We start from the raw sequence: 18,276 nt of genomic DNA, 5'->3' as shown, positions 1-18,276 counted from the left end.
AGCCACTCGCGCTAGGCAAGTGACTTCACCTCGGCGGGCGTCAGCGCCCGCCATTCGCCCTTGGCGAGTTCTCCCAAGGAGAGCTCGCCGATTGCAATGCGAATGAGCCTCAGCACTGCGATATCAAACGCCGCCAACAACCGTCGAATCTGTCGATTCCGACCTTCATCAAGCACGATCTCAAGCCATGCGTTCTTGCTGCCTTCGCGCAAGACAATCACTGAGCTGGCAGACAGAAACTCACCGTCGAGTTCGACACCTTGCATGAGCTTCACGATCATGTCGATGTCGGGAATGCAATCGACTTGCACGTGATACGTTTTCGAAGGTCCTGTATCGGGGGCGGTGATTTTTGCAGCCCACGTCGGATCATTGCTAAACAGCAGCAAACCTTCGCTGGCTTTGTCTAAGCGACCGACGGGTGCAAGCCAAGGCAGATCGGCGCCTTCAAAACAGCTGTAAACCGTGTCTCTGCCCTGCTCGTCTTTCGTGGTTGTGACTAAGCCGCGCGGCTTATTGAGTGCGATATAGCGCTTCTCAGCAGAGGTCTCCGCTTGACCTTCAATGCGGATCTTTGCATTTTCCAAATCGGTGGGATGTTCCGGGTCTTCAATACGCCTGCCATCAAGCAAAACGCGGCCCTCTGTGATGAGTGCCGCGGCTTGAGTGCGCGAACAGAGCCCGCGCTTGGACATGACGCGCGCAAGACCAAATCTGGGCGCACGTTTCGATGTCATGAAGAATTACTTTTTCTTCGGTGCAGGATTTTTTGCAGGTGCTGTGTCAGCGGTGCCTGCCGGTGCAGAAGGTTGCGCTGTAGAGGGTGCGACAGGTGTTGCTCCGCGTGCGACGCGAACACCACGCGACTTCATCCACGCATAGAATTCGTCGGCAGTCATACGCTTGCCCCCTTGCGTCATGTCAAAGCGCCAAGGACCGTTATCGAACTCCGAGCGCTTTTTGTAAGCTGCAGGATCGTTCGAATTCGCAGCAGACGGTGCAGGAATAGCGCTGGACACACTCTTGCAGTTTTCAATTCGAATACGCGTAATGACGGCGCCAACCGACACGGCATCGCCATAGGCTTGTGCAAGCACGCCCGCCGGCGTGCCGAGCTGAGAATTAATGGCGGACAGTTCAGGTGCAACAGGCGCAAGCAAATCTGTGTTGGCGGGCAACGAGCGCGGCACGTTCGCACAGTTTTGTGATTGTGCGGCGGCAGTGCCACACGCAGCGATCAAAGCAAAAGCAAGCAGTTGGCGCATCTTGTTGTCCTCTTATGTCTTTGCACAGTGTATCGCTGATGCGCATCAAAAAAAAAGAAGCCCGGCATTGCCGGGCTTCTTTGTGTTTCTGAAACTTCCGTTTCTCGAAACAACGACCAATTAGTTTTGGACGTTGAGTTCGGTACGACGGTTGGTTTCGTTCTTGCAATCCGGCTTGGTTTGAGCGGTGCTGACCAGCGGACGGCTTTCGCCGTAGCCGACCGGACCGGCCATACGGCCAGCGTCGATACCATTCGAAGCCATGTAGTCATACACAGCGCGTGCACGACGTTCCGACAAAGCTTGGTTGTAGGTGTCGGCGCCGCACAAGTCGGTGTGGCCGGCAACTTCAACGCGCAGGTCGGGGTAACGCTTCAGGATTTCGATGCCTTCGTTCAGGATGGCGATCGCGTCGGGACGCAGCTTGGACTTATCGAAGTCGAAGTTGACACCCTTCAGGTCGATCGTCAACGGAACAGCGCAACCGTCCGGGCCGACGGCTTGACCAGCGGTCGAATCCGGGCACTTGTCGTTGCAATCGTTGACGCCGTCACCGTCGCCGTCTTTGTCGGCGCAGTTGTCGACAACCGGTGCTTCAACAACCGGAGCAGCGCGATCCGGGCCCAAAGCCACGGTCAAGCCAACCGAAGCCAAGAGGTCGGTGAACTGCGATTGTTGATCTTGCGGGCGACGACCTTGCTCTTTGTCGAAATCAACGCGTGCGCCGAGTTCCGTGCGCAGGTCAACGCGACCGAAGTCGAATTGCAGACCAACGCCGAGGTTGGCAGCTGCGTTGTTGTCTTCGTGCTGAGCCGGGCAATCAGCTTGCATCGGGATGCCAGCAGCCGGACCACAGGTAGCAGCGAACTCTTCTTCGTGACGTTGCATGCCCAAGCCGAACTTCACGTAGGGCCACCACTTGCTGTCCGCATTGCGGAAGTGGTAACGCGCGTCAACGGACAGACCGTATTGGGTCCACCACAGGTTCGGGTTCGAAGTCTTATCCGGGTTTTGGTAGTTAGCTTCCAAATCCACGGACCAGTTCGGGGTCCAGAACTTACCGAAGCCCAAGGTGCCGAACAGCGCATCCTCAGTACCGCGATCAGAATCCTGGAAGTTGACACCGGTGCTGCCTGAGACATACCAGCGGTCGTCGAACTCCTGGGCAGAAGCGGCTTGCGCCACGCCCATACCGCACAAGAGGGCGGCGCAGAGGAGTTTCTTGTTCATCGTGAGCTCCTTGAACTATTGAAAATTAAAGTCTTGCGACAAATAAAACAAAGTGAAACGAAATCTGTAAATAAACTTAGCCGTTAGCCGACATGGGCAACCTTAGAAACCCAGCCGTGAAGACCGCGTTAACGATACCATAACGATATGCTGAATTTACGCCTTGATTGAATTACGTGTTCAGGAACTTTCCTCACTGAATCAGGTCAGTCAGGACATCTCGGGTGCGCTTGTCTTCCCCACGTCTACGCACGATCCAAGCATACCGCGACCCCGTTCTGCAAACCAGCCATTCAGGAAAGGTTGGGGTTCAACCTTTTAAGGTTCGCGCACTTTCCCCCATCCACTCTTTGCTGAACAGATAGCTGAACGAGTTGGAATTCGACAGGCCAGTCCATCCCATTTGATGGATGCCTAAAGGGCAATACGCCGGCAGAGATCGGCGCCCTCCCCAAAACGCCAGAACATCGCACGCGCCACCTCGAGTGGAACGCACGGTGGGGCAACGCGCAAGGAGTAGATGTATGAAATTGGCATGGTTGTTGTGGTTGGCCTCGGTTTTGCCGCCGCAAGCCTCAGATTCGCTTTGTCTGAGCACCACGGTGTATTTGGAAGCGCGCAATCAACCGGTGATGGGCCAACGGGCCGTCGCTGAAGTCGCCCTGCGTCGTCAGGAAAGCGGCCAGTGGGGCGACTCGATGTGTTCAGTCGTCACCGCACGCAAGCAGTTCGCACCCACCTTGGTATCGCCGCAGTACGATCTGGGCAATCCTGACGCTTGGGGTGCGGCGGTGAATGTCGCGCTCGAAGCTGAACAAAACTGGTCCCTGCCGGTCGGCCGACGCAAAGAAGTTGTGCCTGGCGCGACCCACTTCGCCGCGTTGGACATCGCGCAACCGAGCTGGCGCAATGCATACCGCGTGGCGACGATCGGTGACCACACCTTCTTTGAAGTCGATCGCGTGAAGTCGCCGTATCGCCGGACCTCTACCGGAAGCTAACGCATTCACAGGCACACTGTTCGACTTTCAACATGAATGAAGGTCGCAATGAAGCTCTATTCCAAACCCGGTGCATGCTCTACCGCTGTCCACATTGTGTGCGAGTGGGCGGGAAAGCCTTATGAGGTAGAGATCGTCGATGCAGCGACGATGAAATCGCCGGATTTCTTGGCGATGAATCCCTCGGGAGCTGTGCCTGTCATTACTGACGGTGATTTTGTCCTGACCCAAAACGCGGCGATCATGGCTTATATCGCCGATGGCGCGCCGGAATCCGGCCTGTACGGTGATAACAGCCGTCAGCACCGTGGCGTAGCCACGCAATGGTTGGCCTATGTCAATTCCGACGTGCATCCTGCGTTCAAGCCGATTTTCTCGCCGGCTGCATTTATTGATGACGAAGCGCAATACGACGCGGTGAAGGCGCGCGCAGCAGTACGCGTGCAAAAGGTCTTTGAAGTCGCCGACAAGCGTTTGGCAGAATCCGAATGGCTGGCAGGCTTTCGCAGCGCTGCAGACGCATACCTATATATAACGTTGCGTTGGGCAAAAGCCGTCAAGATTGATTTGAGCGCGCTCACCCATCTTGAAGCGTACAAAGCACGCTTGGATTCAGATGCGAGCGTCGTCAAAGCACTGACGGCTGAAGGCCTGAAAGTCCTTTAAGTTTCTCTCGGTTCTAGCTTTCGCACCCTTGCGTCATAAAGATGAGGCGCAAGCGGTGCGAAGCATCGTTTCTTGCCGGACTTAAACGGTGACGGATTCACCCGGGTAGGCCAAATCAACGTCCACCCCATATTTAAGTGACAATTCGCCCGCCAAAGCTTCGCGTGCGACATCTTCGCCGTGCACCAACACGACCCGCGGCGGTTCCTTGAATCCGCCATACCAATCCATCAACCCGGCCTGATCTGCGTGCGCAGATAAGCCGCCCACGGTATGGATGCGTGCATTGACCCGCACGTTTGCGCGATCAATCCGAACCCATTGCGCACCGTCGACCAATCGTCTGCCCAAGGTGCCTTGTGCTTGATAACCCACAAACATCACGTGAGATTGCGGGCGCTCCAGCTGTCGGCGCAAATGGTGAATGATGCGACCGCCACTGGCCATGCCATTGCCCGCAATGATGATGACGCCACTGGTCATCGCGTTCACGGATTTGGACTCATCGACCGTTTGTGTAATGAGCAGATTCGGCAAACGGAACGGATTCTGTGATCCTTGCATCACTTTTTGCGCGGCTTCGTCAAAAATCGCGTGATGCTTGTCGTACACGCGAACGACTTTCGCGGCCATCGGTGAGTCGAGCACGATTTTCCAGCGCGACATATTCCATTCGTTCCAGTTCTGCGCAAACCAGTACAAAAGCTCTTGAGACCTTCCGACTGCGAATGCCGGAATCAACACATTGCCGCCGTTACGCCAAGCCGCGTCGAGGATTCGGCCAATTTCTGCGATGGTTGTCTCGCGGTCTTTATGTAAGCGATTGCCGTAGGTGGACTCCATCAACAACAGATCGGCTTTAGGAATCGGCTCGGGATCACGCAAAATCGGCGTGTTTTTCTGGCCCAAGTCACCTGTGTACACAAGTACCTTGCCATCGCCTTGCACAGTCACAGTGCTAGAGCCAAGGATATGACCGGCGTCACGAAACTGCAGATCTACGCCTGGAAATATGGAAATACGCAGATCGTATTTAAGTGTGCGCACTTGAAGCATGGCGCGTGCAACAGACTCTCGCGTGTAGAGCGGACGAATTTCAGGCGTACCCGGCTTGCGCTTGCGATTGCTTCGTTCTGCATCGCTTTCTTGCAAGGATGCGGAATCCAACAACATGATCGGCAACAGTTCTGCCGTGGCTTCTTGCGCCAAGATCGGCCCCTTGAAGCCCCGATCCGTCAATAACGGCAGGCGTCCGACATGATCAATGTGCGCATGACTCAAGATGACCGCATCAATGCTTGCGGGATCGAACGGAAATGAATCGAAATTGCTTAACTCGGCTTCCCGGCTACCTTGCAACATGCCGCAATCCAGTAAGAGTCGCTTGCCCCCGACTTCCACCACATGCATCGAACCCGTGACTTGCCCTGCCGCCCCATGAAAATCGACCTGCACTTTCACACTCCTTTAAGTAACGCCTCACCTGAATAGAATACGGTTGGAGCGTGACTTCCAGCACCCCTGTTCGCCGGCCCCTATCGCCTACAGTGAAGGTTTCCATGTTTCAAGGGGTGAAGATGAAAGCGAATTTCCCGAAACGCGCCTTGCTGGCCGTCGGCGTGGCTGTGTCGATCATGGCTGCAGGCACTGCCATTGCCGCAAAACAATCCGGTCAGGCCGCCGCTAAAGACGACCCTGCGACGCCGCGCTTCCGAGTCACCGATTTGGACACGAGCAAGCGCGTTTGCGACGATTTGTCCGAGTACGTGAACTCGAAGTGGCTGGCAGCAAATCCGATTCCTGCAGACCGCACCACCTGGGGCGCGTTTGAACGTCTGGCCCAGCAATCCGAAGAAGCGACGCATTCCATTGCGGTGAAAGCAGCGGCGAACACCCGTGCAACCGGCGTCGAAAAGCTGGTCGGTGAATTGTTTGCCAGTGGCATGGACACGCAATCACGTGAAGCGATGGGTGCTGCGCCTTTGAAGGCGGCTTTCAAATCGATCGACGCATTGAAAACGCCGGCCGACATCGCACGCTACATGGCCGTGCACAATGACGACGGTTTGGCGGATGCGTTCGGCGCCGGTGGCGGATCCGACTTTAAGGACGCAACCAAAGTCATCGCATTCGCAGTACAAGGCGGTCTGTCCCTACCGGAACGCGCCTACTACTTGGAAGATGGCAAAGACGGTAGCTATAAGCGCATCCGCGAAGCGTTCGTCGGCCATTTGAAGAACCAATTGGTCAATGCAGGCGTTGCGCCTGAACTCGCCGCGCAGCAGGCCGCACAAACCTTGGCACTTGAAACCAAGCTCGCGCAAGCGTCTTTGAGCCCGATTGAACGTCGCGATCCTGCCAAGAACTACAACGTGATCAGCATGGCTGATGCACAAGCAGCCAACCCGCATTTGGATTGGGCGAATTTCTGGAAGTCACAAGGCGTGAACGTCGCGTCCTTCTCGTTGTCGCAACCTGCTTTCTTCAAAGCACTCGATGGCTTGGTCGCCAACGAGCCGGTTGCACATTGGCAAGCCTATTTCCGTACCCACGCCGCGATGAGCTTGGCGCCCTACCTCTCCAACACATTCCAAGACGAACAGTTCGCTTTCTTCGGTAAAACCTTGAAAGGTCAGCCCGAACAACGTGATCTATGGAAACGCGTGTTGGGCAGCGTGCAAGGCAGTACCGGCGAAGCACTGGGTCAGCTTTATGTGAAGGATTACTTCCCCGCCTCGTCCAAGAAAGCGATGGAAGGTTTGGTCGGTGATCTGAGCCAAGCCTTGAAGGCGCGCATCAACGGCTTGGATTGGATGAGCCCCGAAACCAAGAAGAAGGCCATGGAAAAGTGGGCGACCTTCAAACCCATGATCGGCTACCCCGATAAATGGCGCAGCTGGCAAGGCCTCAACTTCAAGCGGAATGATTACGTCGGCAACATTGTCGCCGCGCGGAAATTCAATTCTGCCTATTCGATGGCAAAAATCGGTAAGCCGTCAGATCGCAATGAATGGGGTATGACACCGCAAACCGTCAACGCCTATTACAACGCAAGCAAGAACGTCATCGTTTTCCCCGCTGCCATTCTGCAACCGCCTTTCTTCGATCCGAATGCGGATATCGCAGTGAACTACGGCGGCATCGGTGCGGTGATCGGTCACGAAATGCTGCACGGCTATGACGACAAGGGCAGCCAATTCGATGCCAACGGCAATTTCTCAAATTGGTGGACAGAGTCGGATCGCAAAGGCTTTACGTCGCGCACCGACAAACTCGTTCAGCAATTCGATGATTACCGTTCGGTCGACAACTTGCCGGTGAAGGGTCAATTGACCTTGGGTGAAAACATCGCCGATCTCGGTGGCCTCAACGTCGCCTTGGATGCACTGCATTCAGCTATGAAACGTGATGGCATCAAGCCCGATGCAAAAATCGATGGCCTGACCTACGAACAGCGCTTCTTCATGAACTGGGCCACCGTGTGGCGTCGCAACCATCGTCCGGAAGAGCTGAAGGTACGTTTGAACACAGATTCGCATGCACCCGCGAATTTCCGTGCAATCGGCGCACCGAGCAACATGCCGGCGTTTGCAAAAGCCTTCCAATGCAAGGCAGGAGATGCAATGGTGCGTGACGACGCGCACCGTGTCGTCATCTGGTAAGCGCTGCACTTGATAAACTTCCGGGAACCTTGGAACCCGGAAGTTTTCATGATTCAACGCACGTTGGTCCTCGCTCTCTCTGCCGCGCTCGCGCTCGCACCTTCTATTGCCGGCGCAGATTCAGCCAAAGCAAAGGCTAAGCCGAAGAAGGCCAAGTTGACCAAAACCGTCGCGCCGCAGGTGTGCACGGACTTCTACAGCACGGTCAACAACGACTGGTTCAATGCCAACAAAGCGCCGACCGGCACTGCAGTGAATTCGGCCATGGCCGTGCTGCAGGCCAATAGCTTGCAGCAGCAACGCCAGTTGCTTGATTCGGCAATGACTTCGCCGCAAAACAAGAATCAAAAATTACTCGGCGATTTCTGGGCGAGCGGCTTGGACGAAGCATCCATTGAATCCGACGGTTCCAAGTCGATTGCACCGCTGATTCAACGCGTCAATGCGATCAAGCGCGCCAAAGACATTCCCGCTGCGATTGCCGCTTTGCATCAAGTGGGCATTCCTGTAGCTTTCAATTTCAGTGCCGATATCGATTTGAACGATCTCGATCGCCATATCGGCTATTTCTCGCAAGGTGGTCTCGGTTTGCCGGACTCGGCGTTCTATACGCGCACAGACCCGGACACCGCCGCCTTGATGTCGCGCTACCGCGACTACGTCAAGAATATTTTGACCTTGACCGGCAGCGATCCGGGCAAAGTGGCCAACGATGTCAATTGGGTGATGGGCATCGAATCCAGCATTGCAAAGTTCTCGAAGTCGGCGCAGCCCACGCGCGATCCGCGCAGTGCTTATGCGGCCATGCCCATTTCAAACTTGAAAAATCAATATCGCAATTTGCAGTTGGCTGAATTTATTGCAGCACAAGGCGTGAAAGACGACATCGTGTCGATGGCGGATCCGCAGTACTTTGCGCAATTGGATGCACTGGTCAAGAACACGTCCACCGAACAGTGGAAGACCTACTTGCGCTATCAGATCGGCCACGCGATGGCGCCGTATTTGTCGAAGAGTTTCCGGAAGGCCGAAGGCGAATTTTTCGGTCGCGTGTTCCGTGACCAAACAGGTGCACCGCCGCGTTGGCAAGAAGTGCTCTCTGCCATCAATTTGGCCGCAGGCCCGATGTTGGGTCGTGAATATGTTTCGCGCTACGTCCCATCTGCCACCAGCGCGCGCGCAGAATCAGTGGCTAAGGAAGTCGTTGAAGCTCTGTCAAAACGCATCGATTCAAACACATGGATGAGTGCGACGGCGAAACAGGAAGCCAAGCGCAAACTCGAAAAGACGCGTATCGAAGTCGGTGCGCCGCGTCGCGATCTCGACTACACCATTCAACCGATGGGCCGTGGCAGCTTTGGCGGCAACATGTTGATTGCATCCACATGGCGTCACGCGCAAGAAATGAAGCGCATCGGTAAGGGCAATGCGGATCTCCGCTGGGATGTGCTGCCGCAAGATGCCGCGTTAGGTTACGACGTGGCACACAACCGCATCATCATTACGGCCGCCATGTTGCAGGCGCCCGTCATTGATATGTCACAACCCCAAGCCAGCCAATACGGCGCATTGGGTGCGTTGGTGGGTCACGAGTTGACACGAGGCTTTGACAACCGCGGCCGCATGCTCGATGCAAGCGGCAATATTCGTGATTGGTGGACACCGCAAGATGCAGCTGCTTGGAACACGCGTATGTCGGCGATTGCCGCGCAATACAGTGGTCATGCGTATCCCGAACTGGGCGGCGCAAAGGTCAACGGATCGCTCACCCGTGAACAAGACACCGCCGACTTGGCAGGGCTTGAACTCGCGTGGGATGCGTTGGCAAAGAGCGGCACACCGGATGCAGCAAACAGCACTGCATTCTTCAACGGCTGGGCACGTTTGTGGCCTCAGGCAATGAGCAAAGAAGCGGCGGCCTTGCAACAAGCCACCAGCAGCTACGCGCCCGGCAAATGGCGCACGAATGGGCCGCTGGTCAACATGCCGGAATTTGCAACCGCGTTCAAATGCAAGGCAGGCACGCCGATGGCACTGCCCGCCAACAAGCAAGTCAACATTTGGCGTTGAGTTAGACCACGCGTCGCAAGGTGGGCGGCTTCTTGCCCCCACCTTTGCCACCGCGCCCAAACGGCGGTTGCCCGCGCCAATAGCGGATCAACAGCCAGGCAAACAACATGCCACCCAAATGTGCAACGACAACAACGGGTGATTGCAAACCACTGCCTGCGAATACCAAAGCAAGAATGCCGTAGACAATGACGAGCGTGCGTGCCTTCATCGGAATCGGCGGAATCAGCATCATCACCTGCTGATTCGGAAACAACATGCCGTACGCCAGCAACATGCCGAACAGCGTTCCGGATGTCCCCATGGCGGGACTGCCACTGCCAAGCAAGGCACTCAACAGCAACCAACACAAGCCTGATCCAATCGTGGTCACGGCGATGAAGGTCATGAAGCGTTGCGAACCCCAGGTGTATTCAAGTTGCGCGCCGAACATCACCAAGGCCAATCCGTTGAAGAACAGATGCAAGAACGACATGTGCAACAAGCCGTGTGTCAACAATTGCCAGGGCATGAAACCGTTCGAAAGCGGCCACAAAGCAAAAAATTGCGTCAACCACGGCCCGGCAATCATCTGAGCCAGGAATCCCACGGCAATAGTGATGGCGATGGCCCGTGTGACGGGGGGAATGTTGTTGATCATGGGGTCTCCGAGATTGCGCCTATGATACGGACATGCGTGTAGTTGAAGTGCAAGGCAACGATCCGGAAAAAATTGCATCGGCCTTGTTCAGCGCCGGTGTCTGCAAAGTCCAGTCGTTTATCGATGAACCCACGGCAAACGCGCTTCGCGAAGAGGCGCGCGCACTTTTGAATGCCAGTGCGTTTACTGCCGCGCGTATGGGTCGCGGCGCTTCGATCACTTCGGAAGCTGCGCTACGCGGCGACCAAACGCTCTGGCTCGACGATCCACGTTGCACGGTCGGCCCTGCATTCTTAGCCGAGCTCAACGCGCTCAGCCAACATTTGCGTATGTACTTGCGAATGCCGATTCAAGGCGTCGAAGCCCACTATGCGCATTACCCGCCAGGCGGTCGGTACATCAGACATCGGGATCGGATGCAATCAGACAGCGCACGAATGGTGTCGTGGGTCACCTACTTGAACGCAGGGTGGCAACCGGAGCACGGCGGACTATTGCGCCTCTATGACGCGGCAGAGCATTCCGTAGATATCGCGCCGACGTTCGGCACCTCGGTGTGTTTCTTGAGCGACATGGAGCACGAAGTTCTGCCCGCGTATCACCCGCGCCTGAGCATTGCCGGCTGGATGCGGCGGCTGGACTAAACCGGTGGCCCCCAGAGGTGTTCATCTTCAGTCACGACGCGCTTTTTCAAGACCCGACCGTTGCGCACCTCAACGCCCTCTTTCTTCAGCGCCGCCAATTGCCGTTCGTAGCCGGATGAACCCTCAGCGAATGCGATTTTTCCGTCGCTGCGCAACACGCGGTGCCATGGCAGGCCTGCGGGCGTCTTGCTGGCAAGCAGCTTGGCCACCCAGCGGGCACGTTTGGGAAACCCCGCCAACCGCCCGACTTCGCCATAGCCCAGCACGGTGCCGGCCGGTATGGCACGAATGACTTTCCACACTTTGGCCTCGTCCGCTGAATCCATGGCACTGCCACTCCTACACTAAGCGCGTTCCGCCGCATTCAACTGCTACCATGCAGTCGGAGCATTGAAGCACACATGGACGAACCTACCGAGACCCTGCGCCCCGCGCGCATCGACATCCCGACGAATACACAGCCGGTGCCACGCACATGCTGAAGTTCTTGATCGTCCTGTTCCTGATCATTCTGAACGCGTTCTTCGCCATGTCCGAAATGGCGGTGATGACATCGCGTAAGAGCCGCTTGAAGCAAATGTCGATCACCAGTCGCGGCGCCGCGAAGGCCTTGGCGTTGGCGAACAATCCGGAGAGCTTTCTTTCTGCGGTGCAGCTCTGGATTACTTTGCTCAGTTTGATGATTGGCTTCTTCGGTGGCGAAACGATCGGCGATCAAATTGCCGAGCCACTCAAGAACTTTCCAATGTTGGCCCCGCACGCACATTTGATTGGGGTCATCGTCGGCTTCATCGTCATGCTGTTCGCATTCGGATTGTTGGGTGAGCTGGTGCCCAAACGCTTAGGCACGATCGCGCCCGAGCGTATCGCTTCGGTGGCGGCCTACCCCATTGAATTCTTCGCCATCATTGTGAAGCCTTTGGTGGACCTGCTGTCTGTCAGTACGCGCGGCATCATCAAGTTGGTCGGTATGGCAGGTGTCAACGAACAGCAAATCACAGAAGAAGAAATTCAAATGCTGGTGTCGGAAGGACACGAGCAAGGTGTCATCGACGATGACGAACGCAACATGATGACGCGCGTGTTGCGCTTGGGTGATCGCACTGCCGAAAGTTTGATGACCCCCAGAACGCGCATCATCTGGCTCGATAGCGAAGCCGAATTCGAAGAAAACTTCGGGATCATGCGGCAAACGCCGTTCTCTCGTTATCCCGTCTATCGTGGCAGCGATGCGGACGTACTCGGCGTATTGGAAGTGAAGTCTCTGCTCGACAACTTAGGCGAGGCACGCCCCGCCCTTTTCCAAGAGCTGAGAGAGGCCTTGTTCGTCAGTGAATCGACGCAGGCGATGAAGCTTCTGGAAATCTTCCGCGAAGAACAGCAATCGCTGGCGCTGGTGGTGGACGAATACGGCGATGTCACCGGCATGGTCACCGTGAGTGATGTGATGGGCGCCGTGACTGGGCGCTTGCAGTCGGCTGAGCATTCAGACGCCGAGACGATGGTGGTGCAGCGCGAAGACGGCTCGTGGTTGGTCGATGGCAGTTTGCCGATTGATGAAGTGCGCGAGCTCGTCGGTTCAAACAAATTGCCCTTGGAAGACGAACACGATTTTCATACCGCGGCGGGTTTCGCAATTGCATGGTTCGGTCGAATTCCGCACGTAGGCGAATCATTCGAATGGCATCAATGGCGCTACGAAGTCGTCGATCTTGATGGGCCGCGCGTCGACAAGTTGCTCTTGACCCCGCTTGGAACCGAGCGCACCGCGGACGGTCATTGACCATGCAGTCTGACAAAGACACCGACCATGCAGTCTGACAAAGACACCGGATTGCTCGGCATGGTGGGTCGATTGGCGCAAGGCGATCCCGAATCGCACATCACGATGCATCAAATCATTGATGAAGTCGAGGAAAGCGGTTTCGGCATGATTTTGTTCGTGCTTACCCTGCCAGCCTTCATCCCCATTCCAGTCGGTGGTGCGCTCTCAGGCCCATTGGTTGCGCTCCTCGCGCTGCAAATGATCGTCGGCCGTCATGAACCTTGGCTTCCAAAGCGCTTGTTGTCGAAGGGCCCGAAGCGGAGTGCGCTGGCGAAAGTCCATGCACAACTCAGCCGCATTTTCAGGCCCGTGCATCGCCTCATTCGGCCGCGCGCGGATTGGATTTTCGAGAACAGCATTACCTTTCGCTTCACCGGCCTGATCTTGCTGTTTCTCGCGGTGCTGCTGGCACTGCCCATTCCGGGCACTAACTACCTGTTCGGATTAACGCTAGTGCTGTTTGCATTGGCAATGATCGAGCGCGACGGTGGCTTGATGATTGTCTCTTGGTGCGTCGGACTTGCCTTGATCATTGCGGCATTTGTTTTGTCGGGTCAGATCATTGATGCGTTCAATGCCATCAAAGACAACGCCAGTGATGTCTTACATCGGATCTTTGTCTGACACAGTCGATGGTTGATTGGCGAGCATCGCCATGCGTTGCGCATCTGCGAGGATGCCGCGTAACAATCGAACTTCTTTGATGGATAGCTCGTTGCGCAGAAAGATCCTGCGCAACTTGCGCATGGCGGATTCGGGCGCGCGGCCTTTGTGGAAATCAATTGCATGCAGGGTTTCGTCGAGCTGACCGAAGAAGCCTTCGAGGTCTTGGTGGCTCGCCGGCACTTCGCCCTCATGCGTCTCTGTGGGATTCGGCACAGCCTGCACGTCGCGGCGCGCGTCCAGCTGCGCCATACGCAAAGCGTACGCGAGCACTTGCACCGCTGCGGCCAGATTCAATGAGCTGAATGTCGGATCGGACGGGATGTGGATCGCGGCATGGCAGAGCTGAAGTTCTTCGTTGGTGAGCCCCGTGCGTTCGCGGCCGAAGACCAAGGCAACTTCGCGCCCATTGGCGACGGCGCCCAGGGCACGTACAGCCGCGTCAGGCGGCGGCAGCTCCTCCAGCGCCACACGTCGACTGCGCGCCGTGCAGCCCAACACCAATCCGCAATCAGCGACGGCTTCGGCCAAGCTGGCAAACACGGGTGCGTCGTGAACCAGCGCCTCCGCACCTGCCGCCATGGCGTCTGTATCGTGATTTGGGGCCTTTTCCGGCGCAACGAGCACCATGTTGGAGAACCCCATGGTGCGCATGGCCCGAGCGGCCGCGCCCAAATTTCCAGGGTGTTGTGTCCCCACAAGAACGAAGCGGATGGGCGGTGTTGAGTAGGCTTGATCGGAATCCATGTCATCAATGTTAAACTTCCCGACCCGGCCACGGAGCCGGATTGTTCTTTTTCATTCCAGCAGAGGGCTCCCGCGATGCAGAAACCCGCGGTCACAATCATGGTCAAGGCGGCACGTGCTGCCGGTGACGTTTTGTTGCGCAGCGCGCAGCGTTTGGACAAGCTCAATGTGGTTGAAAAGGCAACGCAAGACTACGCAAGCGATGTCGACAAGAACGCAGAAGATGCCGCCATTCGTGAACTCACGCGCGCGATGCCCGAATGCTCGGTCTTAGCCGAAGAAAGTGGCTTGCGTGGTCGCGGCGGTCCGCTTATCTGGGTTATCGACCCGTTGGACGGCACGAGTAACTACATCCGCGGTTTTGGTCACTATTGCGTGTCAATCGCATTGGTCGAGCGTGGCGAACCGATTCATGCGGTCATCTACGATCCCATTCGCAATGATTTGTTCACCGCCAGCAAAGGTGCAGGCGCTTTGTTGAATGGCTCGCGTATCCGCGTCGGCGAGCGAAAAGATTTGAATGGCGCTTTGATCGCGACGGGTTTCCACCCGCGTGAACGTGAACGCACGCCGGCACAGCTGGAATGCACGCGTCAGATCTTGTTGCAGGCGGAAGACATTCGCCGCTCGGGTTCGGCAGCACTCGACATGGCCTATGTCGCCGCGGGTCGATTGGATGGTTACTTCGAAGCCGGCGTCAAACCTTGGGATGTTGCAGCAGGCGTCTTGTTGGTCCGCGAAGCGGGTGGCCGCGTGTGCGACTACAATGGCTCGCAAACGGGTCCGCTGGATGAACGCGGCATCGATAGCCGACATATTCTGGCCGGCAATTTGAAGTTGTCAGACGCGCTGCAAAAAGTCATTGCGACGTCAGGCTACGCTGCGAGCTTTCGTCGCTAAGCCCCCACGCATTGATTCAAAGCAAACGCCCTTCCCCACGCTGTGGAGAAGGGCGTTTCTGTTTACGGGCGGCGATTTAGCGCTTCTTGATCCTTCGCACGCGGCAGCAGATCTTGGCGCGTGACTTTCATCGGACCGATGGTCAGCAATGCGCAGGCGATGAAGATTGAAGACAGCGTACCGATCACGATACCCATCATCTGCGACAAGGCCATGCCTTCGAGCGAGCCACCGCCGTAGATATACAGCGCGAGGACCGTCAAGAAGGCCACGAACGAGGTAATGATCGTACGCGACAAGGTTTGGTTGATCGATGCGTTCAACACGGTGGCCGGATCGGCGCGCATGCTGCGGAAGTTTTCGCGAACACGGTCAAACACCACGATGGTGTCGTTGATTGAGTAACCCATGACAGACAACAAGCCTGCCAACACCGTGAGATCGAACTCGCGACCGGTTGCAGCGAAGAAGCCTGCGCAGATCAAGACGTCATGCATCGTGGCAATAATGGCCGCGACAGCAAACTTCCATTCGAATCGGAACGCGATGTAGCCCAAGAAACCAATGATCACGAAGGCAAGTGCCATGGCCGCGTTCTTGGCCAAGTCACTACCGACTTGTGGATTCAAAAAGGTTGAACGACCCACCTTGGCCGGGTTGGACGTTTGGTTGACGGCTTGCAGCACGCGTTGTGCAGTGAGGCTGCTCGCCTCGTCCGCATTCTTAACGCTTGCGTCAGACTCCGTACGCACCAACAGTTTGTTACCCGCGCCATAGGTCTGCACGGTGGCATTGCCGAAACCGGCTTTGTCCAAATTGCTACGGACGGTATCGATGTTCGGTGTTTGCTTGAACTCGAGCTCAACCAAGGTGCCACCGGTGAAGTCGAGTGCGAAGTTGAAGCCCTTGAAACCGATAGCGCCGATCGCTGCAAACATGAGTAATGCAGCGATGCTGATCGAGACCCAGCGCATGCGCACGAAATCAATGCGCGTGTCATTCGGAATAAGGTGAAGTGGGAAAAGTTTCATGTGCTGTATTCCGTCAGATGGCGATCGACTTCAGTTTCTTGCGCTTGCCGTAAATCAAAGTGGCAATACCGCGCGAAACTGTCACTGCGGAGAACAGCGAGGTCATGATGCCGATGATCATCGTCATGGCAAAGCCCTTCAGTGGGCCGGTACCGAATGCAAGCAAGGCAACGCCTGCCAGCAACGCGGTCATATTTGAGTCGAAAATCGTGCCCGACGCGCGGTCGTAACCCACGGCAATCGCAGCCTTAGGCGGCACACCTGCGCGAAGTTCTTCACGGATACGTTCGTTGATCAGGACGTTGGCGTCCACCGACATACCGACCGATAGCGCAAGACCGGCAAAACCAGGCAAGGACATGGTGGCGCCGAAGATCGACATCACCGCCACAATCATCACCATCTGTAGCAACAAGGCCAGACAGGTGATCATGCCGAACATGCGGTAGTACACCAAGAAGAAGAACAACACGAAGACAAAAGAATACAGCACCGCTTGTACACCGCGCTCCACGTTCTCGCGGCCCAAGCTCGGACCGATCACGCCCTGTTCGACAAAGTCCATCGGCGCTGCAAGGGCACCGGATTTCAATTGCTTGGCAAGGTCTGTCGCTTGTTCGTTGGTGAGACCCGTCGTATTGAAGCGCTCACCAAAGGGTTCCGCGATGTTCGGCGCTGCGATCACGCGCTCTTGCGTGCGCGATGATTGCACTTCGTTGCCGTTGGCATCTTTGGTAGTGACCGGAATACGATCGATATACACCGTGGCCAATTGCTTGTTCACGTTATTGACCGTGTGGTTGAACATGCGCTTGCCGGCTTCACCGGTCAAGGTCACGCTGACCGACGGCATACCCGACTTCGGGTCCGGCGTGACTTGCGCGTCTAACAATTCGTCGCCCGACACCAAAACGCGCTTGGACAACAAGATAGGCGCGCCGTTTTCCATGCGATACAACTTCGAGCCCGGCGGAATGATGCCACTGCGCTCTGCTTCAGCCGCCGCGGTGAGATCACCCGTTACTGCGCGGAACTCGAGCGTGGCGGTCGCACCGATTTGGCGCTTGGCTTCTGCCATGTCTTGAAGACCGGGTAATTCAACCACAAGTCGATCAGTGCCTTGACGCTGCAAGACCGGCTCAGCCACGCCGAGCGAGTTAATACGATCTGCAATCACGTTGCGGTTTTGATCCACGGCGTCTGCCGAGACCGCTTGCAATGCCGCTTCGTTTACGCGCACCAACAAGGTGTTGCCTTGCTCTGTGACGGTGTAAGGATTACCGGCACCCATCGCCACACCTGAGGACAAGGTGGTGCTGATCAAAGATTGCGCTTTGTCCTTATTGGCTGAGGGATCCAAAACGACAGCCACGCTGGAATCTGCCATCCGCTCGATCGAACCGTAGGGGATCTTGTCGTTTTGCAAGGCCGTGCGGATACGTTCCGCGGTGCCATCCATGCGCTTTTCGAGTGCGGCCTTTTGATCGACTTGCATCAAGAAGTGCACACCACCCTGCAAATCGAGGCCGAGCGGCATCGGACGTGCGCCGATGTTACGGAGCCACTGCGGCACCGTTGACACCAAGTTCAACGCCACCGACTGGCCTTCGCCCAACAGCGGACGCACCACATCATTGGCGCGCGTTTGGTCGTCAGCTGAGTTCATGCGCACCAACAGCTTGCCGCTGGCGTCCGTTTCAATCGACTTGGGCGTGATGTTTGCGGTCTTTAACGCGGCCTCAACTTTACCTTTCATCTCAACCGGCACAGGTTCACTGCCATTGCTGACCTGGACGGAAGGATCTTGCGGGTAAACGTTCGGGAGCGCGTACAGGGCCGAGATAAACAAGACCAAGACGATGACAAAGTATTTCCAGCGGGGAAACTCGAGCATGGTTCAAATCCAGTGCCTGCCAGAAGCAGGCACGTGTA

At 56.4% G+C, this 18,276-nt stretch carries 17 protein-coding genes; 8 read left to right on the top strand and 9 right to left on the bottom strand.

Annotated features, from left to right (window positions below):
- Positions 1-11: 11 nt before the first annotated feature.
- From G7069_RS06925 to G7069_RS06915, 3 genes are all read right to left on the bottom strand, one after another.
- The gene (locus tag G7069_RS06925; protein ID WP_166295637.1) at positions 12-737 is read right to left on the bottom strand and encodes a pseudouridine synthase; all 726 of its coding nucleotides are present in this window, start codon (positions 735-737) and stop codon (positions 12-14) included.
- Between the two features lie 6 nt (positions 738-743).
- Positions 744-1,265, bottom strand: a complete 522-nt coding sequence (locus tag G7069_RS06920) for a hypothetical protein (RefSeq protein ID WP_166295635.1) — start codon at positions 1,263-1,265, stop codon at positions 744-746.
- Between the two features lie 120 nt (positions 1,266-1,385).
- A complete protein-coding gene (locus G7069_RS06915; protein ID WP_166295632.1) occupies positions 1,386-2,495 on the bottom strand; it encodes an OmpA family protein in 1,110 nt (369 codons plus the stop codon).
- Between the two features lie 524 nt (positions 2,496-3,019).
- Here G7069_RS06915 and G7069_RS06910 point away from each other — a divergent pair.
- Positions 3,020-3,496 carry a cell wall hydrolase gene (locus tag G7069_RS06910; RefSeq protein ID WP_166295629.1) on the top strand — a complete coding sequence of 159 codons (477 nt, stop codon included), beginning with the start codon at positions 3,020-3,022 and terminating at the stop codon, positions 3,494-3,496.
- Positions 3,497-3,544: 48 nt separating this feature from the next.
- Positions 3,545-4,162, top strand: coding sequence for a glutathione S-transferase N-terminal domain-containing protein (locus G7069_RS06905; protein ID WP_166295626.1), 618 nt, complete (start codon positions 3,545-3,547; stop codon positions 4,160-4,162).
- 81 nt (positions 4,163-4,243) lie between these two features.
- On the opposite strand, the gene G7069_RS06900 is transcribed toward G7069_RS06905, so the two are convergent.
- Positions 4,244-5,617 (bottom strand): MBL fold metallo-hydrolase, encoded by a 1,374-nt coding sequence (locus G7069_RS06900; protein ID WP_166295623.1) that lies wholly within the window; start codon positions 5,615-5,617, stop codon positions 4,244-4,246.
- Positions 5,618-5,739: 122 nt separating this feature from the next.
- On the opposite strand from G7069_RS06900, the gene G7069_RS06895 reads away from it, so the two are divergent.
- Together G7069_RS06895 and G7069_RS06890 are read left to right on the top strand one after the other, a co-directional pair.
- Entirely contained in the window at positions 5,740-7,824 is a 2,085-nt protein-coding gene (locus tag G7069_RS06895; protein ID WP_166295620.1) for a M13-type metalloendopeptidase, read from the top strand.
- A 48-nt stretch (positions 7,825-7,872) separates the two neighbouring features.
- Entirely contained in the window at positions 7,873-9,894 is a 2,022-nt protein-coding gene (locus G7069_RS06890; protein ID WP_166295618.1) for a M13 family metallopeptidase, read from the top strand.
- Between the two features lies 1 nt (position 9,895).
- Here the strand turns inward: G7069_RS06890 and G7069_RS06885 are convergent, their stop codons facing one another.
- Positions 9,896-10,534, bottom strand: a complete 639-nt coding sequence (locus G7069_RS06885; RefSeq protein WP_166295615.1) for a rhomboid family intramembrane serine protease — start codon at positions 10,532-10,534, stop codon at positions 9,896-9,898.
- Positions 10,535-10,566: 32 nt separating this feature from the next.
- On the opposite strand from G7069_RS06885, the gene G7069_RS06880 reads away from it, so the two are divergent.
- Complete coding sequence (locus G7069_RS06880; RefSeq protein WP_166295612.1) at positions 10,567-11,178, top strand: 2OG-Fe(II) oxygenase; 612 nt, start codon at positions 10,567-10,569, stop codon at positions 11,176-11,178.
- Here the strand turns inward: G7069_RS06880 and G7069_RS06875 are convergent.
- Positions 11,175-11,504: an MGMT family protein gene (locus G7069_RS06875; protein ID WP_166295609.1), complete on the bottom strand. Its 330-nt coding sequence runs from the start codon at positions 11,502-11,504 to the stop codon at positions 11,175-11,177. The genes G7069_RS06880 and G7069_RS06875 overlap by 4 nt on opposite strands.
- Positions 11,505-11,653: 149 nt before the next feature.
- On the opposite strand from G7069_RS06875, the gene G7069_RS06870 reads away from it, so the two are divergent.
- Positions 11,654-12,961: a hemolysin family protein gene (locus tag G7069_RS06870; RefSeq protein WP_166295606.1), complete on the top strand. Its 1,308-nt coding sequence runs from the start codon at positions 11,654-11,656 to the stop codon at positions 12,959-12,961.
- A gap of 27 nt (positions 12,962-12,988) precedes the next feature.
- The gene (locus G7069_RS06865; RefSeq protein WP_166295603.1) at positions 12,989-13,627 is read left to right on the top strand and encodes an exopolysaccharide biosynthesis protein; all 639 of its coding nucleotides are present in this window, start codon (positions 12,989-12,991) and stop codon (positions 13,625-13,627) included.
- Here the strand turns inward: G7069_RS06865 and G7069_RS06860 are convergent.
- On the bottom strand, positions 13,607-14,413 hold the full coding sequence (locus tag G7069_RS06860) for an RNA methyltransferase (protein WP_166295600.1): 807 nt from the start codon (positions 14,411-14,413) through the stop codon (positions 13,607-13,609). The genes G7069_RS06865 and G7069_RS06860 overlap by 21 nt on opposite strands.
- Before the next feature lie 75 nt (positions 14,414-14,488).
- Between G7069_RS06860 and G7069_RS06855 the strand changes: the two genes are divergently transcribed.
- Positions 14,489-15,313 carry an inositol monophosphatase family protein gene (locus G7069_RS06855; RefSeq protein ID WP_166295597.1) on the top strand — a complete coding sequence of 275 codons (825 nt, stop codon included), beginning with the start codon at positions 14,489-14,491 and terminating at the stop codon, positions 15,311-15,313.
- Positions 15,314-15,375: 62 nt separating this feature from the next.
- On the opposite strand, the gene secF is transcribed toward G7069_RS06855, so the two are convergent.
- Both secF and secD read right to left on the bottom strand, forming a co-directional pair.
- Complete coding sequence (secF, locus tag G7069_RS06850) at positions 15,376-16,344, bottom strand: protein translocase subunit SecF (RefSeq protein WP_166295594.1); 969 nt, start codon at positions 16,342-16,344, stop codon at positions 15,376-15,378.
- A 13-nt stretch (positions 16,345-16,357) separates the two neighbouring features.
- A complete protein-coding gene (gene secD / locus G7069_RS06845; RefSeq protein ID WP_166295591.1) occupies positions 16,358-18,238 on the bottom strand; it encodes a protein translocase subunit SecD in 1,881 nt (626 codons plus the stop codon).
- Positions 18,239-18,276 lie beyond the last annotated feature (38 nt).

It is taken from the genome of Lysobacter sp. HDW10 (assembly GCF_011300685.1).
GTDB lineage: Bacteria > Pseudomonadota > Gammaproteobacteria > Xanthomonadales > Xanthomonadaceae > Solilutibacter.
Note: the sequence above shows the minus strand (reverse complement) of the source record. Positions and strands in the feature narration are given on the sequence as shown.

Excerpts from the sequence above, each read along its gene's own strand:
- G7069_RS06890 (WP_166295618.1), top strand. The coding sequence starts at position 7,873 with ATGATTCAACGCACGTTGGTCCTCGCTCTCTCTGCCGCGCTCGCGCTC.
- G7069_RS06910 (WP_166295629.1), top strand. The coding sequence starts at position 3,020 with ATGAAATTGGCATGGTTGTTGTGGTTGGCCTCGGTTTTGCCGCCGCAA.
- G7069_RS06880 (WP_166295612.1), top strand. The coding sequence starts at position 10,567 with ATGCGTGTAGTTGAAGTGCAAGGCAACGATCCGGAAAAAATTGCATCG.
- G7069_RS06895 (WP_166295620.1), top strand. The coding sequence starts at position 5,740 with ATGAAAGCGAATTTCCCGAAACGCGCCTTGCTGGCCGTCGGCGTGGCT.
- G7069_RS06915 (WP_166295632.1), bottom strand. The coding sequence starts at position 2,495 with ATGAACAAGAAACTCCTCTGCGCCGCCCTCTTGTGCGGTATGGGCGTG.
- G7069_RS06875 (WP_166295609.1), bottom strand. The coding sequence starts at position 11,504 with ATGGATTCAGCGGACGAGGCCAAAGTGTGGAAAGTCATTCGTGCCATA.
- G7069_RS06885 (WP_166295615.1), bottom strand. The coding sequence starts at position 10,534 with ATGATCAACAACATTCCCCCCGTCACACGGGCCATCGCCATCACTATT.
- secF (WP_166295594.1), bottom strand. The coding sequence starts at position 16,344 with ATGAAACTTTTCCCACTTCACCTTATTCCGAATGACACGCGCATTGAT.
- G7069_RS06855 (WP_166295597.1), top strand. The coding sequence starts at position 14,489 with ATGCAGAAACCCGCGGTCACAATCATGGTCAAGGCGGCACGTGCTGCC.
- G7069_RS06860 (WP_166295600.1), bottom strand. The coding sequence starts at position 14,413 with ATGGATTCCGATCAAGCCTACTCAACACCGCCCATCCGCTTCGTTCTT.
- G7069_RS06865 (WP_166295603.1), top strand. The coding sequence starts at position 12,989 with ATGCAGTCTGACAAAGACACCGGATTGCTCGGCATGGTGGGTCGATTG.
- G7069_RS06905 (WP_166295626.1), top strand. The coding sequence starts at position 3,545 with ATGAAGCTCTATTCCAAACCCGGTGCATGCTCTACCGCTGTCCACATT.
- G7069_RS06920 (WP_166295635.1), bottom strand. The coding sequence starts at position 1,265 with ATGCGCCAACTGCTTGCTTTTGCTTTGATCGCTGCGTGTGGCACTGCC.
- G7069_RS06925 (WP_166295637.1), bottom strand. The coding sequence starts at position 737 with ATGACATCGAAACGTGCGCCCAGATTTGGTCTTGCGCGCGTCATGTCC.
- secD (WP_166295591.1), bottom strand. The coding sequence starts at position 18,238 with ATGCTCGAGTTTCCCCGCTGGAAATACTTTGTCATCGTCTTGGTCTTG.
- G7069_RS06870 (WP_166295606.1), top strand. The coding sequence starts at position 11,654 with ATGCTGAAGTTCTTGATCGTCCTGTTCCTGATCATTCTGAACGCGTTC.